Annotated in this window: 12 protein-coding genes; 4 read left to right on the plus strand and 8 right to left on the minus strand. The window is 65.6% G+C overall.

What is annotated here, in order from left to right:
* Positions 1-42 precede the first annotated feature (42 nt).
* Entirely contained in the window at positions 43-951 is a 909-nt protein-coding gene (locus AC6LJW_RS06385) for a LysR substrate-binding domain-containing protein (protein ID WP_056563192.1), read from the minus strand.
* A 150-nt stretch (positions 952-1,101) separates the two neighbouring features.
* Between AC6LJW_RS06385 and AC6LJW_RS06390 the strand changes: the two genes are divergently transcribed.
* The gene (locus tag AC6LJW_RS06390) at positions 1,102-2,019 is read left to right on the plus strand and encodes a pirin family protein (protein WP_427986218.1); all 918 of its coding nucleotides are present in this window, start codon (positions 1,102-1,104) and stop codon (positions 2,017-2,019) included.
* A gap of 160 nt (positions 2,020-2,179) precedes the next feature.
* A complete protein-coding gene (locus AC6LJW_RS06395) occupies positions 2,180-4,405 on the plus strand; it encodes a TonB-dependent receptor (protein WP_498086794.1) in 2,226 nt (741 codons plus the stop codon).
* Between the two features lie 560 nt (positions 4,406-4,965).
* On the opposite strand, the gene AC6LJW_RS06400 is transcribed toward AC6LJW_RS06395, so the two are convergent.
* The 4 genes from AC6LJW_RS06400 to AC6LJW_RS06415 form a co-directional block, all read right to left on the minus strand.
* Positions 4,966-5,562 carry a transglycosylase SLT domain-containing protein gene (locus tag AC6LJW_RS06400; protein WP_056563184.1) on the minus strand — a complete coding sequence of 199 codons (597 nt, stop codon included), beginning with the start codon at positions 5,560-5,562 and terminating at the stop codon, positions 4,966-4,968.
* 206 nt (positions 5,563-5,768) lie between these two features.
* Complete coding sequence (gene acnB / locus AC6LJW_RS06405; RefSeq protein ID WP_498086795.1) at positions 5,769-8,360, minus strand: bifunctional aconitate hydratase 2/2-methylisocitrate dehydratase; 2,592 nt, start codon at positions 8,358-8,360, stop codon at positions 5,769-5,771.
* Positions 8,361-8,618: 258 nt separating this feature from the next.
* Positions 8,619-9,506, minus strand: a complete 888-nt coding sequence (locus AC6LJW_RS06410) for an FxLYD domain-containing protein (RefSeq protein ID WP_056563179.1) — start codon at positions 9,504-9,506, stop codon at positions 8,619-8,621.
* Entirely contained in the window at positions 9,496-10,401 is a 906-nt protein-coding gene (locus AC6LJW_RS06415; RefSeq protein WP_498086796.1) for an FxLYD domain-containing protein, read from the minus strand. Before AC6LJW_RS06415 ends, AC6LJW_RS06410 begins: the two co-directional genes overlap by 11 nt.
* Before the next feature lie 277 nt (positions 10,402-10,678).
* Between AC6LJW_RS06415 and AC6LJW_RS06420 the strand changes: the two genes are divergently transcribed.
* On the plus strand, positions 10,679-11,443 hold the full coding sequence (locus tag AC6LJW_RS06420; protein WP_056563173.1) for a TSUP family transporter: 765 nt from the start codon (positions 10,679-10,681) through the stop codon (positions 11,441-11,443).
* Between the two features lie 121 nt (positions 11,444-11,564).
* On the opposite strand, the gene AC6LJW_RS06425 is transcribed toward AC6LJW_RS06420, so the two are convergent.
* The 3 genes from AC6LJW_RS06425 to AC6LJW_RS06435 all read right to left on the minus strand — a co-directional run bounded on the left by AC6LJW_RS06425 (position 11,565) and on the right by AC6LJW_RS06435 (position 14,456).
* Positions 11,565-12,005 (minus strand): CBS domain-containing protein, encoded by a 441-nt coding sequence (locus AC6LJW_RS06425; RefSeq protein WP_056563170.1) that lies wholly within the window; start codon positions 12,003-12,005, stop codon positions 11,565-11,567.
* A 280-nt stretch (positions 12,006-12,285) separates the two neighbouring features.
* Positions 12,286-13,290: an acyl-CoA dehydrogenase family protein gene (locus AC6LJW_RS06430; RefSeq protein ID WP_498086797.1), complete on the minus strand. Its 1,005-nt coding sequence runs from the start codon at positions 13,288-13,290 to the stop codon at positions 12,286-12,288.
* 11 nt (positions 13,291-13,301) lie between these two features.
* The gene (locus AC6LJW_RS06435; protein ID WP_498086798.1) at positions 13,302-14,456 is read right to left on the minus strand and encodes an acyl-CoA dehydrogenase family protein; all 1,155 of its coding nucleotides are present in this window, start codon (positions 14,454-14,456) and stop codon (positions 13,302-13,304) included.
* A 192-nt stretch (positions 14,457-14,648) separates the two neighbouring features.
* Between AC6LJW_RS06435 and bktB the strand changes: the two genes are divergently transcribed.
* Positions 14,649-15,830, plus strand: a complete 1,182-nt coding sequence (gene bktB / locus AC6LJW_RS06440; protein ID WP_498086799.1) for a beta-ketothiolase BktB — start codon at positions 14,649-14,651, stop codon at positions 15,828-15,830.
* Positions 15,831-15,870 lie beyond the last annotated feature (40 nt).

The following is a 15,870-nucleotide window of genomic DNA, read 5'->3' on the forward strand; positions in this document are numbered from 1 at the left end:
GCGCGCCAAGCCTGCAAGACCCCACGGCGGCGAGGGTGGGCTTTACGTCAGACGCGCGGGCATCTCGGCGGCCGCATATTCAAGAAAGCGCTTCAACGCCAGGGGCTCGCCGCTGCGCGCCGGCATGACGGCATAAATCCGGGCGGGCGCCGCGGTCCAGTCGGGCAGGATGCGGACCAGATCGCCCTGGTCGAGCTCCGCGACGCACAGATAACGGGGCACCAGCGCCACGCCCAGACCCGCACCGGCCATCGCGCGCAGCGTGTCCATATTGCTGCTCAGGCTGCGCGGCTGGAATTCCACCGACGCCATCTCGCCGCCGGGCCCGGTCAGCCGCCAGGTGTGCGGCCCGTCCTGCGTGCCATGAGCAAGCAGGGGCAGGGCGGCCAGATCGCGCGGATGGCGCGGCGCGGATCGGGCCATCGCGGGACTGCAAACCAGCGCCAACGGCACCGGGGCAATTTCCAGCGCATTGAGTTTTGCATCCGTCAGCGACGACGCCTGGGCGCGGAACGCCAGGTCGTAGCCCTCGCCGACCAGGTCGATGATCTGGTCGCGGGTATCGAGCAGCACCCGCACGCGGGGATGGTCGACGCAGAATCGGGCGACCAGGCCGCCCAGGATCCGGCTTGCGAGGGACGCGGGCGCGGTGATGCGCAGCATCCCGGCGGGGACGTCGCCGATCGATGCGGCCAGGTCGAAGACGCTGCGGGCCTCGCGGGCCAGCGCCTGCGCGTGGGCATGGATCTGCTCGCCCATCGGCGTCAGCGACACGCGGCGCGTATTGCGCTGAAGCAGCCGCACGCCCAGGCGCGCTTCCAGCTCGGCAACCCGCCGGCTCACCTTGGAACGTTGCATATTCAACACACGTGCGGCGGCCGAGAAGCCCCCTTTTTCAACAACTTCGCTGAAAAGCAGGAGGTCTTCAAGGCGATGAACGTAGCTAGGCATACAGCGTTTTAATAGGAGAAATCAGAAATTTTGCTGGCATTGTCCTGACAGCCAGGACAATTATTCCTGAAATTGGCCCCTACTGTCCGTCGAGTCGAACTCATAAGCTGTCGCCGCAATACATGTTCCGTAACAGCAAGGCAGCACTTTTTGACTCTTCACCTCAGCGCCGTCATCGCCGGATCCAGCCGCTACCTGGGCGACGCCTGCACCATCCGTCAGTTTCGCCAAACCGATTTTTCGGGCTGCATGTCGCCCGTGGTGCTGGTGGACCACTTCGTCATGACGGGCCCCACGTTCGAGCCCCACACGCACGCCGGCGTCAGCGCCGCGACATTGCTGCTGGAGGACAGCACGGGTGTCATGCAGAGCCTGGACGGCATCGAGAACAGCCGCGAGATTCGCGCGGGCGACCTGATGTGGACACAATCCGGGCGCGGCATCGTGCACGCGCAGCGGCCGGCAGGCGAGGCCACGCTGCATGGCTTACAGATCTTCATCGACCATCCGGCGCATCTGAAGTCCCTGCCGCCGTCGACGTCTTTGCTGCGCGCCGCGGAAATGCCGGCCATCCAGACGCCGTCGGGTCGGCTGCGTGTGGTGGCGGGCAGCTATGCCGGCCTCGAATCGCCCCTGTGCACACCTGAACCGTTGCTGATTCTGGATGGCTGGCTTCGACCCGGCGCGAGCACCCTCGTGCCCTTGCCGCCCGGCTGGAATGCGTGGTTCTACGCGGTGCAAGGCGACCTGGGCGTGCGCGCCAGGCACCGCAGCAAGGGCGGGCCGCCCCTGCCTAAGGTGGCCGGGGGCGATCCGGACTTTGCGGTGCTGCCCGCCGGCTCCGCCGCGGCCGCCAGCGCCACGCCCGACGGCGAAGAGGGCGTGCTGCTGCTGATGGCGGGCAAGGTGCCCGTGCATTTCGTGCTGGTGGCGGGCCCGGCCGTCGTAGCGGCGCCGGATCAGGGCATCGGCGTCACCCCGGCTGCCGATGCGGCCCTTGCCGAGGCGCTGACGGCATATGACGCCGTGGAGACCCCAGCGACGGCGGATGCGTTGACGACCTGCTGAATTGGGGCGGAATTTGTTGCTCAGCCGCAACGCTGGACGCTAATTCTCTTTGAGGGACGCAATGAGAACGATTCTCTTTTGGTAACATCTAGCGCGTTGCACCTCAAGCGGATCTCCCTCCGCACCGCGGAATCTCTTTCCGCACCACCAGCGTCCCGATATGAAAATCAGAACTCTCGCTTGCATGGCCGCCGCGCTGCCGTGCTTTGGCGCCGTCCACGCCCAGACCGCGCCCCAGACTGCCCCCCAGACCCAACCCGCCACAACCAGTGGCCCCGTGACCTCGATGGACGCCATCCGGGTCGAGGCCAGCGCGGACGCGTCCGCCGGCGGCCTGTCGGCGCCGTTCGCGGGCGGCCAAGTGGCCCGCGGCGGCCGTGTGGGTATCCTCGGGACCGAGGACTTCATGAATACGCCGTTCAGCGTCACCAGCTACACCAACGAGCTGATCCAGGACCGCCAGGCCAAGAGCGTGGCGGACGTGCTGCAGAACGATGCAAGCGTGCGCGTCGCGCGCGGCTTCGGCAATTTCCAGGAGTCGTACTTCATCCGCGGATTCATCACCAGCTCGGATGATGTGGCCTACAACGGTCTTTACAACCTGCTGCCTCGCCAGTACATCGCGACAGAACTGTTTGAGCGAGTGGAGGTGCTGCGCGGCGCATCCGCCTTTCTGACGGGAGCCTCGCCCGGAGGTGGTGGTATCGGGGGCATGATCAATCTGGTGCCCAAGCGTGCTCCCAATGAACCTTTGACTCGCGTCACGACGGGTGTATCCAGCGGCGAGCAGTTCCTGCTGTCGACTGACATTGCGCGACGGTTTGGCCCGGACGATAGCACCGGCATCCGGATCAATGCTGCCCAGCGTACCGGCGGCACTGGCGTCGACGATGAACGCATGAGAACGAGCGTGCTGTCGCTTGGATTGGATTGGCGCTCTGCCGACACGCGGTTGTCGGCTGATATCGGTTGGCAGAACAATAGGCTCAAACGCGCGCGTCCCAACGTGACGCTTCGAGGGGTGACGACGGTGCCAGACGCGCCCGACGCGAGCTCCAATTATGCGCAGCCCTGGACGTATTCCAATGAGCGCGACGTTTTCGGTACGGTGCGCGCCGAACATGACTTCAGCGACAAACTGACTGCGTATGCCGCGTTTGGCATGCGCCGCAGCGAAGAAGCGAATTCTCTGGGCAACGTGACGGTGACGAACGGTGCCACCGGCGACGGCAACTTCTATCGATTCGACAACACGCGTGAAGACAGCGTGAATACCGGTGAGCTGGGCCTGCGCGCCAAGGCTCGCACCGGTCCAGTGGGGCACGAGTTTGTCGCGTCTGCGTCATTCTTCGATTTGAAGAAGAAGAACGCGTACGTGATGGATTATCTGAACACGTTCCCCACGAATATCTACGATCCGATTTCGTACGCCAAGCCTGATTTCAGCGCGGGCGCATTGCGCGGCAACGATCTGGATAACCCTGCGCTGCAAGGCCGCACCCGCTTGAGCAGCTATGCAATCGGCGACACCATGTCTTTCTTTGACGACAAGGTGCTGTTCACGGCCGGCATTCGCCATCAGCGCCTATCGCAGCGTGATTACGCGTACAACACCGGCAATGAAAACGGCGCCTACGACGCCAGCCACAACTCGCCTGCCTTCGGTCTGGTGTTCAAGGTTGCGCCGAGCGTCTCGCTCTATGCCAACTATATTGAAGCGCTTGTGGCCGGAGACACCGCGCCGCTAACCGCGAATGGGCGGGCGGTGACCAACGGGGGGGAAAGCCTCCAGCCGTACGTGTCCAAGCAAAAGGAAGTCGGCATCAAGTACGAGGGCGAAAGCCTGGGCGGCGGATTGGCGTTGTTCACCACGGACAAGCCACGTGCTACCTACACCGCGGATAACACCTTTACCAGTTCGGGCAAGGACCGCCACCAAGGCGTCGAGCTGACCGTCTTCGGCGAGCCCGTGCGCAGCGTGCGTCTCCTGGGCGGCCTGACCTGGCTGGATGCCAAGCAGGTCTCGACGGGCACGTCGTCGCTGAACGGCAACCGTGTGATCGGCGTGCCGCGCTTCCAGGCCAACATGGGCGTGGAATGGGACATCCCGGGCGTGGAAGGCCTCGCCATCGATGGCCGCGTGGTCTACACCGGCTCGTCGTATGCCGATGATGCCAACACGCTCAAGGTTCCCGGCTGGACCCGCTTTGACGCAGGCCTGCGCTACATGATGGATGTGGACGGCCACGTCGTGACCCTGCGCGCCCGCGTCGACAACATCGCCAACCGCAACTACTGGTCGTCGGTGGGCGGCTATCCGGGCAACGGCTACCTCGTCCTGGGCGGTCCGCGCACGTTCTCGCTGTCGGCCAGCATGGACTTCTGATCGCGGCGGGCTGATGCCCGCGCAGGAAAAATCCCGGCCTTGCGCCGGGGTTTTTTTTGCCTGTCGCAGCAACCGTGCGCGAAGGTGTCTGACACCCTGGGGAGACAGTCGTCAGCTTGCAACGGCGTCTCAGCGGGTGTCAGACACCGGCATTTTTTGTCGCAGCAACCGTGCGCGAAGGTGTCTGACACCCTGGGGAGACAGTCGTCAGCTTGCGAGGGCGTCTCAGCGGGTGTCAGACACCAGTATTTTTTGTCGCAGCAACCGTGCGCAAAGGTGTCTGACACCCTGGGGAGACAGTCGTCAGCTTGCGAGGGCGTCTCAGTGGGTGTCAGACACCAGTATTGTCTGTCGCGTGCGCAAAGGTGTCTGACACCCTGGGGAGACAGTCGTCAGGTTGCGAGGGCGTCTCAGCGGGTGTCAGACACCAGTATTTTTTGTCGCGTGCGCAAAGGTGTCTGACACCCTGGGGAGACAGTCGTCAGCTTGCAACGGCGTCTCAGCGGGTGTCAGACACCGAGGGTCATCCGAGCGGGGTGTCAGACACCCCAATCGGCGTCTCACCAGAACCAACCGCCCCGCGAGAGGCTCGATTCGCAGCTCTTGTACTGCGCCGTGAACTTTTCCGCGCGCGCCTGCACTTTTTGCGATACGGTCTTCAACCACGCCTTGCGGTCGTAACTACGGTTGCGGTAACCGGTCCAGCCCTCGTGGTAGTTCAGATACTGCCCGTACGCATCCCATTTCGAGATGCCGTTGATGCGCTGCGTCTTGCTCATGTACCAGCCCATGAAGTCCAGCGCGTCGGCGAAGTTGTCGCGGCTGGATGTCCAGCCGCCCGCTTCGCGCTTGTAATCGGCCCAGGTTTCGTCCTTGGCCTGCGCATAACCGTAAGCGGAACTGACGCGGCCCCACGGGATGAAGCCCAGGAAGTAATAGCGCGGCGGCAGCGCGTCGTGCTTGAAGGACGACTCCTGGTACATCATCGCAATCGGCACCGGCACCGGCGCGCCCCATTTCTTCTGCACGTCCAGCGCCGCGTCGTGCCATTCCGGTTTTTCGCGGAAGATGGCGCAGATGTTGTCGGGATTCGAGGGCGGCGCGGTGGCGCAGCCGGCTAGCGTCAGCAACAGCGTCGGCGGCAATAGCCGGATCATTGGCAGGCTTCCTCCAGGAAAAATGCGCCGGGGCTTCCCCGGCGTTGGCGGCCGACGTTTCACCGGCATGCCTGGATTGTATTGAAACGTTTCGTTATACAGCCTCCGCGCCGATCCGAATTGCCCGGATAGAGGCAAAAAAAACGGCCCCGGGCGAGTGCACGGGGCCGTTGTTCAGGCCGCAGGGCCTGGCAGGGGGATCGGGATCAGACCTCGATCACGTCCGCCACGTCCTTGTAGTCGGGGATCTTGTCGAAGTTCAGGTACTGGTAGATCTGGTCGCCGCTCTTGTTGATGACGCCCATGTCGGCCATGTACTCGTCCTTGGTCGGGATGCGGCCAAGCTTCGAGCAGATGGCGGCCAGTTCCGCCGAACCCAGGTACACGTTCGTGTTCTTGCCCAGGCGGTTCGGGAAGTTGCGGGTGCTGGTCGACATGACCGTCGCGCCTTCGCGGACCTGCGCCTGGTTGCCCATGCACAGCGAGCAGCCCGGCATTTCGGTACGAGCGCCGGCAGTGCCGAACACGCCGTAGTGGCCTTCCTCGGTCAGTTGCGTGGCGTCCATCTTGGTCGGGGGAGCGACCCACAGCTTGACCGGGATATCGCGCTTGCCTTCGAGCAGCTTGGAGGCTGCGCGGAAGTGGCCGATGTTGGTCATGCAGCTGCCGATGAACACTTCGTCGATCTTGGCGCCAGCAACTTCCGACAGCGTCTTGACGTCGTCGGGGTCGTTCGGGCAGGCGACGATGGGCTCATGCACGTCGGCCAGGTCGATCTCGATGACCGCGGCGTACTCGGCGTCGGCGTCCGGCTCCAGCAGCTTGGGGTCGGCCAGCCAGGCTTCCATCGCCTTGATGCGGCGGCCCAGCGTGCGCTCGTCTTCGTAGCCGTTGGCGATCATCCACTTGAGCATCACGATGTTGCTGTTGATGTACTCGATGATCGGTTCCTTGTTCAGGAACACCGAGCAGCCGGCGGCCGAACGTTCGGCGGAGGCGTCCGACAGTTCAAAGGCTTGTTCGACCTTCAGGTCGGGCAGGCCTTCGATTTCCAGGATGCGGCCGGAGAAGATGTTCTTCTTGCCTTGCTTGGCAACCGTCAGCAGGCCTTGCTTGATGGCGTACAGCGGAATGGCGTTGACCAGGTCGCGCAGGGTGACGCCAGGTTGCAGCTTGCCCTTGAAGCGGACCAGCACCGATTCCGGCATGTCCAGCGGCATGACGCCCGTGGCGGCGGCGAAAGCCACCAGGCCCGAGCCGGCGGGGAACGAGATGCCAATGGGGAAGCGGGTGTGCGAGTCGCCGCCGGTGCCGACGGTGTCGGGCAGCAGCATGCGGTTCAGCCACGAGTGGATCACGCCGTCGCCGGGACGCAGCGACACGCCGCCACGCGTGCTGATGAACTCAGGCAGCGTGTGGTGCGTCTTGACGTCGACGGGCTTGGGGTAGGCGGCGGTGTGGCAGAACGACTGCATCACCAGGTCAGACGAGAAGCCCAGGCAGGCCAGGTCCTTCAGTTCGTCGCGGGTCATCGGGCCAGTGGTGTCCTGGCTGCCGACCGAGGTCATCTTCGGTTCGCAGTAGGTGCCCGGGCGGATACCCTTGCCTTCCGGCAGGCCGCAGGCGCGGCCGACCATCTTCTGGGCCAGCGTGTAGCCGCGGCCGGAATCGACCGGATCCTTGGGCAGGCGGAACAGCGTGGAGGGCGCCAGACCCAGCGCTTCGCGGGCCTTGGCGGTCAGGCCGCGGCCGATGATCAGCGGAATGCGGCCACCGGCGCGCACTTCGTCAAACAGCACGTCGGACTTGACCTCGAATTCGGCGATGACTTCGCCGTTCTTGATGGCCTTGCCGTCGTAGGGGCGCAGTTCGACCACGTCGCCCATTTCCATCTTGGAAACGTCGAGTTCGATCGGCAGCGCGCCGGCGTCTTCCATCGTGTTGTAGAAGATCGGGGCGATCTTGTTGCCCAGGCACACGCCGCCAAAGCGCTTGTTCGGCACGAAGGGGATGTCTTCGCCCGTGAACCACAGCACCGAGTTGGTGGCCGACTTGCGCGACGAACCCGTGCCGACCACGTCGCCCACGTAGGCGACCAAGTGGCCCTTTTCCTTCAGGGATTCGATGAACTTGACCGGGCCGCGCTTGCCGTCTTCTTCCGGTTCGAACGCAGCGCCATCGCGCTTGTTCTTGAGCATCGCCAGCGCGTGCATCGGGATGTCGGGACGCGTGGTGGCGTCGGGGGCGGGCGACAGATCGTCGGTGTTGGTTTCGCCAGGAACCTTGAAGACCGTGATGGTCAGGCTTTCCGGCAGTTCCGGACGGCTGGTGAACCATTCGGCGTCGGCCCAGCTTTGCAGCACGGACTTGGCGTTGGCGTTGCCCTTGTCGGCCTTTTCCTTCACGTCGTGGAAGGCGTCGAACATCAACAGGGTCTTCTTGAGCGCATCGGCGGCGATGGTGCCGATTTCCGCATCGTCCAGCAGGTCGACCAGCGGGCCAATGTTGTAGCCGCCGAGCATCGTGCCCAGCAGTTCCGTCGCCTTGGCTCGGCTGATCAGCGCACAAGCTTCCTTGCCCAGCGCCACGGCGGCCAGGTACGAAGCCTTGACCTTGGCGGCATCGTCCACGCCGGCCGGCACGCGGTACGTCAGCAGCTCGACCAGATTCTGCTCCTCGCCAGCGGGCGGGTTCTTCAGCAGTTCGATCAGTTCAGCGGTTTGTTTGGCCGTAAGGGGCAGCGGGGGGATCCCCAGAGCCGCGCGTTCGGCGACGTGTTGGCGGTAAGTATCCAGCATGTGAGGCCTGCTCAAAGTCGGGTTGGAAGAAGGGTTGTCGGCCGGAATTGTAGAAGCAAGTGGGGGCCGGTAGCAAATGTCTTATATCTTATATAAGACTTGGGTCGATAGCTGTTGTGCGGCGGCGACGTCCGGGCCTGGTGCCGGCGGCAGGCGCCGGTGGGGCGGGCGTGCCCGCCGGACAGCAGCCGGCCAAGGCGCCGCGCAATGAAAAAGCGGCCGCCCGGGCCGCTTCGGAAACACCCCGCCGCGAGCCGGTCAGGGCGCCGTGGCGTCGTACACCACCCCGACGCGGGCAAAATTGCCGCCGTACTGCTTGACGTCGACCTGGAACGGCGCGCTGTCGCCGGGCGGCAGGCGCGGCACACGCAGTTCCTGGAATGTGGCGCCGGAGAGCTGGTCCTGGGCGTCGTACAGGCTAACCCACACGCGCACCTTCTCGACCTCGCTGGCGCTGTCGTTGCGCACCCGGCCGTGCACCGTCACGTACTTGTAACGGAACCGGTAGCTGAAGTTCAGCGTGCCGGTGCCGATGGCGGCTTCGGTGTTTTCGACCGTCACGGCAAGGTGCGGCCGGGGGCCGGGCAGGGCGGCGCGCTTGGCGGGCAGCCAGTTCGTCTTGATTTCCGTAAAGCGTTCCACGCGCCCGGTCAGTGCCACGGGCACGCGCTCGCCGGGATACAGGTGCGTGGGCAGGCTCCAGGACTGGCGCAGCTCGAGCGGGCGCGATCCGTCGAACACCGCGATTTCCGCGCGCGGCGACAGCGCAACGTATTGGTCGCTGGTGTTGACCAGTTCCGCATACAGCACCGGGCGCTCGATTTCGTCCAGCAGCCGGCGGGGAGCAGACAGCTTCAGCGCCCCGGTATCGAACAGGGTGAAATCCGGGTCCAGCAATTCCTCGGTGGTCAGACGGACGTGGTCGATGACCCGCGTGTTGGCCGGACTGACGCGCACGATGCGGCTGGCGGGCGGCTCGGCCACCGGCGTGGCCGGTTTGGCCGCAGCCTGCGCCGAGGGCTGGCTGGCGCCATTCGGCAAGGTGTATTTCCACGCGGCATATCCGCCCGCGGCCAACAGGATCAGCGCCAGCCCTGCCAGGGCCGGCCGCGACGGGCGCCGGGAGGAGGAGGGGTCAGCTTTCACTTTGCACCATGTAATCGTAGGAGGCGACCTCGCCGTCGCGCAGCATTTCGCAGCGCACATCGAAGGACGTCAGCGCGTCGGGGGCCAGCGGGCTGGCGGTGGCATAGCCGTTGCCCGTGCCGATCAGCCTGCCGTCGGCGCCGTACAGCATCACGGTGATCTGCGTGCTGCTGGCCGGGTTGGTTCCCTGGTTGCGGATCAGGCCGACCAGACGGTAATTGCCGTCATTGCGCACGAGCTGAACCTTGCTGGCCGCCACGTCGTTGTTCTTGCCGCGCGCGCGCGACGGCGTGCTCACCTGCAGGTCGTAGCGGCTGTACGCCTTGGACGGCGCCGATATTTTCAGCGGGGTGTATTCCCCCGGTTCCAGCGAGCGCGCGGGCGCCGAACCCGATACGGTGGACAGCGACAGGTCGCCCTGGAAGAACGATGCAGTCACGCGCGGCACGTCGATCTTCCGGCCGGTCTCGTTGCGCACGATCATGACCAGCTCGGTGCGGCCGCGCGTCTTCACCTCTTGCACATCGGTCAGCTTGACCAGCGAGGCGTCGATGGGCGGTTCGACGATGCGGGCCGGTGCAGGCGACGGCCGCGAACCCAGGGACGAGACGGCCAGCGGGATGAGGACGGCGGCCAGGATCGCCACCGAGATCGCCGCGATAGCGGCGGGCTTGATGGGCGCCGGCTTCGGCTGCTGGATGTTGCGCAGGATCTTTTCCAGCCGCTGCGCGACGTTGTCTTCGACCAGCGTCACTGCGTGGCAGTGGCTGCACTGGTATTCGTTGGTGTCCAGCTTGGTGAACTGGGCGCTGCCGCATGTGGAGCAGGTCAGCGTCACTGTGTTGATCGTGGTCTGTTTGGGCGTCATCTCGCTACGCAGGCGGGCCGGCCGCATGCCGCGAACCGGGATGGCGCGGCGGGACCGGCGGGTGGGGCTTACCGGGCGGCAAGAATAGCGGCCTGCGGCCACCCCCGGGGTGCATGAGCGCATCAGTTTGTGACCATATGTGTGGAATCGGCGCTGCTGGGGCCGGAATGCCGCGGCCGCCCGGTGCTATCATGCCCCGCGAAAAATCGTTGTCGCGTCAACCATTACCACGCCGTTTCCCGTCGATCCGCTCTCTGCCGCCCTGGCGCGCAGCCGGGCAGAGCCGAGGTCTGGCTCTTCCTGCATGAGCATCTATCAACATTTGCTGTTTCTGGCCTGCGTGGCGCTTGCCACCTATGCCCAGACGATGACGGGCTTTGCATTCGGCCTGGTGCTGCTGGGCCTGTCGGGCGTGTTCCAGCTTGCTTCGGTGTCCGAGGTGGCCAACGTGGTCAGCGTGCTGTCGCTGGTCAATGCGGGCGTTACCTTGCTGCGCGCCAAACCGCAAATAAACTGGTCGCTGCTGACGCCCGCCGCGGTCAGCAGCCTGGCCGGCGTGGGGGTCGGCGTGGCCGCGCTGACGTGGATCAGCGGGTCGATGGCGGTGCTGCTGCAGTTGCTGCTGGGCGTCACCATCCTGGCCTGCGCCATCCTGCTCGTGACCCGCACCCAGCCGCTCGCGCAGTTGTCGTCGCGAACCTCCAGCGTGTTTTTTGGCGGCGTGTCGGGCGTGCTGGGCGGGTTGTTTTCCAGCGCCGGTCCGCCCATGGTCTATCACCTGTACCGCCAGCCGCTGCCGCTGGCCACCATCCGCAACAGTCTGCTGATTCTGTTTTCGCTCAACGCCACTGTGCGCCTGGCGCTCGTGACCGGGCAGGGCGCATTCATGGCGTCGTCGTTCTGGCTGAGCGTGCAGGCGCTGCCGGTGGTGATTGGCGTAACGTGGTTTGCGCGCCGCTACAGCACCGAGAATTCGATGAAGAAGGTCAAGCGCATGGTATTCGTGCTGCTGCTGGCCGCAGGCCTGGGCCTCATCGTCCCGGCGACGAGAATATTGGCGGCCGGCTAGGTGCGGCCCGCTAGGTGCGGCCGGCTAAGTGCGGCCGGCTAGCTGCGGCCGGCTAGGTGCAGCCGGCCAAGTGCGGCCGGCTAGGTGCAGCCGGCCAAGTGCGGCCAGCCCCATCCATCGGTCAGCCGCGCTCTCCCGTGATGTAGCGCTCAAGTTCATGAATGATGAATTTCTGCTCGCTCATCACATCCTTGACCAGGTCGCCGATGGATAGCAATCCGATGAGCTTGTCGTTGTCGATGACCGGCAGGTGGCGGAAATGCCGCTCGGTCATCATGGCCATGCAGTGTTCGCGCGTATCGGTGGGACTGACGTAATACACCGAGTCCGTCATGATGTCGCGCACCTTGGTCGTGCGCGACGAGCGGTCCTGCAGCACGATCTTGCGGGCGTAGTCGCGTTCGGTCAGCATGCCCAGCACCACGTCGCCTTCCACCACCACCACCGCCCCGATGCCGCGGTCGGCCATCGTCTTGATCGCGTCGAAGACCGACGAGTCCGGCGAAACCGTCACAACGGCGTGATTGGCCTTTTCTCTGAGAAGCTCAGCAACTGTCTTCACGATGTGCTCCCGAATCGGTGATGTGGTTCGAAGATCGTTGGCTTGCGGCAGGTGTCTGACACCCTGGGGCGACCGGCAACTGCCCAATTGCCACCGTGTAACCATGCACCATCCTAAGCCTGCCTGCGGCATTGCCGCAAGCCGCGCGCGTTACATCGTGTGTTTGACGCGAAATGCTGGCTGGCCGTTTTCGCCAGTGAAGATGCCCGCCAGTTTTGGGGGCTGCCCAAGTCCCGCACGCGGAGGGCGGACAGCGGCACGTCGCCGCGCCGATCCGCGCTTAAGCAGTTTCCTTGCCGTACAACGCCGTGCGCAGATAGGTCAGCGCGTCGCTGCGGCTGGCCAGGGCGTCAGCCCCGATACGATCATGCCAATGCGATTCCGATCCCGCCGCGAGCCGCCATTCGCGCAGACGGCGCGTGTAAAGCTGCAGGTCGTGTTCCGCGGTGACGCCGATGGCGCCGTGCACCGCGTGTGCAATGTCGGCCACGCGCGGCACAGCCTGGCTGGCGCGGGCCTTGCCCAGCGCGGCGAGCAGCGGGCGGGGCAGGCCGTCCTCGCCCTGGAAGGCGAGTTGCGCCGCCATGCGGGCGGCCCACACCTGTTCGGCCATTTCACTGATCTGCTGCTGCACGGCCTGAAAACGTCCGATGGGCTTGCCGAATTGCGTGCGCTGGTTGGCGTACTCCAGCGTCATCGCCAGCACCCGGCCCATGGCGCCCGCGATCAACCCCGTATAGGCGGTGGCTGCCAGCGTCTCCAGCGGCGCCACGTGGTCGATGCGTTCGGCGTCGGCCAGCGCCCAGGACACTCCGCCGTCCAGGCTGCCATGCACGCCGTTGGGTTCGATGCGCGCCGCCTGCATGGGCAGCAGCCAGGTCTGGCCGCCAATGCCGGCCAGCACGTAGTCAGCGCTCCGCGCCCAGGCCACGTTCGTGCCCGCGACGCGCCCGTCGTCGATGGCAAGGCCTTGCGGCGCAAGCGCGATGGCGCCTGACGCCTGCGGCCGCTGCACGCGGCTCAGCCAGGCGCGCGCCAGCAACGTGTGGGCGATGGGATACGGGCACAGGTGCCGCCCCGCCGCCACCACCACCGGCAGCGCATCGGCCAGACCCAGGCCCGCGCCGCCATGATCCTCCAGCACCAACGCATCCGCGAATCCCGCTTCCTCGCAGGCCCGCCACGCGTCGCCGGAGGGCTGGCCCTGTTCGGCGCGGCGGATGACATCCGGGGTGCAGGTCTGCGCGAAAAGGCGTTCGGCGGCATCGCCAAAAATGTTGTCCATGACGGTCGTCCTTATCGAAGGCCAAGGCCGCGGGCAATGATGCCGCGCAGAATTTCACGGGTCCCCCCGCGCAGCGAAAACGTCGGCGCGACCTGTTCCAGATAGGCCAGGGTGCGCAGCAGCGGCAAGGGCACGGGACGCTCCGGCCGCCGGCCCAGCGAATCGCCGATCAGTCGCGGAATCGCCTGTTCAAGCTCGGTGCCCAGATCCTTGACCAGCGACGCTTCCGTGGCCGGGCTCAGGCCGGCGGCAAGCTTGCCGGCCACGGCCAGCGACATCGCGCGCAACACCGCCATCTGCGACAGGATGCTGCCCAGCGCTGTCCGGCTGGCGGCATCGGCATCGCTATCGTCATCGCGGCAATGCGCCAGCCAGCACTCCAACAGCGCGACGCTGGAACACAGTCGCTCGGGGCCGCTGCGCTCGAAAGCCAGTTCCGCATTCACTTGCGCCCAGCCGCCGCCTTCCTCGCCGATCAGCGCCTCGGCGGGCAATTCGACGTTGTCGAAGAAGACTTCGGAAAAGTGCGCGTCGCCCGCCAGGTCTTCGATCGGGCGCACCGTCACGCCGGGCAGCGACAGATCCACGATGACCTGCGACAACCCCTGATGCCGGTCCTGGGCCGTGCCCGACGTGCGGACCAGCGCGATCATGTAGTGCGAACGGTGCGCGTTCGTCGTCCAGATCTTGCTGCCGTTCAAGCGCCAGCCGCCCGCCGCGGGTTCAGCCCGGGTGCGGATGCTGGCCAGGTCCGAGCCAGAGCCCGGCTCGCTCATGCCGATGCAAAAGAATGCCTGCGCGGCGCAGATGCGCGGCAGATAAAAATCCTTTTGCGCAGGCGTGCCGTACTTCAGGATGAGCGGCGCGCTTTGGCGGTCGGCAATCCAGTGGGCCGACACCGGCGCGCCCGCGCCCAGCAATTCCTCGGACAACACAAACCGCGCAAAATGGCCGCGCGCCGCGCCGCCGTATTCGCGCGGCAGCGTCAGGCCCAGCCAGCCACGTTCGGCAAGCTGCCGGCTGAAGCCCGCGTCGAAACCCATCCACGAACGGGCGCGTTCGTCGGGCTCCAGGCCGTCCAGCGCATCGGCCAGAAAGGCGCGCACCTCGGTGCGCAAGGCTTCATCCTCGGGAGGAATGGCGGTGAGTTCCAGCGTGTCGATCATCAGTCGCTCCGGGTCGGGCTAGGGCGCCGCGACAGGCGCCGACGGCCACTATCCGGGAACGCGCCGATAGCTGTCCAATATTATTTTGTGGCTTTGCGATATGGGTTTTGTATCGAGTCGCGGGCAGTATGATGGAACGCACTTCATGGACCGCATCGCGCGACCCACAACGCACCACAAGGAGGAAACACCATGAATGAAGTCATCGTCGCTTCGGCCGTCCGCACCGCCATCGGGGATTTCGGCGGCGCGCTCAAGGATGTGCCCCCCTGCGATCTGGGCGCCACCGTCATCCGCGCCGCGCTGGAACGCGCGGGCGTTTCTGGCGACGAAGTGGGCCACGTTGCGGTCGGCCACGTCATCAACACCGAGCCGCGCGACATGTATCTGTCGCGCGTGGCCGCCATGAATGCGGGCATTTCCAAGGAAACGCCCGCGTTCAACGTCAACCGTCTGTGCGGATCCGGCCTGCAAGCCATCGTGTCGGCCGCCCAGACGATCATGCTGGGCGACGCCGACATCGCCGTGGGCGCCGGCGCCGAGAGCATGAGCCGCGCGCCGTACATCGCGCCAGCCCAGCGCTGGGGCGCGCGCATGGGCGACAGCGTCATGCTGGACATGATGACCGGCGCGCTGTCCGACCCGTTCGGCAAGATGCACATGGGCGTCACGGCGGAAAACGTGGCCGCCAAGTTCGGCATCAACCGTCAGGATCAGGACGCCATGGCTGCGGAGTCGCACCGCCGCGCCGCTGCCGCGATCGACGCGGGCTACTTCCGCGACCAGATCGTGCCTGTGACGATCAAGTCGCGCAAAGGCGAGATCGTGTTCGACACCGATGAGCACGTGCGCCGCGACGTCACGGCCGACAGCCTGGCGACGCTCAGGCCCGTGTTCCAGAAGGAAAACGGCACGGTCACGGCGGGCAATGCGTCGGGGCTGAACGACGGGGCGGGCGCGCTGGTGCTGATGAACGCTTCCGTTGCCGCCAAGCGCGGGATCAAACCGCTGGCGCGGCTGGTGGCGTATGCGCATGCGGGCGTGGACCCGGACATCATGGGCATTGGTCCGGTGCCGGCCACGCAGGCGGCGCTTAAGCGCGCGGGTCTGACGGTCGACCAGCTGGACGTCATCGAGGCCAACGAGGCGTTCGCCGCGCAGGCATGCGCGGTGTCGCGGGAACTGAAGCTGGACGCCGCCAAAGTGAACCCGAACGGCAGCGGCATCGGCCTGGGCCACCCGATCGGTGCAACGGGCGCCATCATCGCCACCAAGGCCCTGCATGAATTGCAGCGCGTGGGCGGACGCTATGCGCTCGTGACCATGTGCATCGGCGGCGGCCAGGGCATCGCCGCGATCTTCGAACGGATCTGATCCGTCCGGAAGCACCGGCCCGCGAAGACCTGGCATCGCC

It is taken from the genome of Achromobacter sp. 1012554356 (assembly GCF_059760815.1).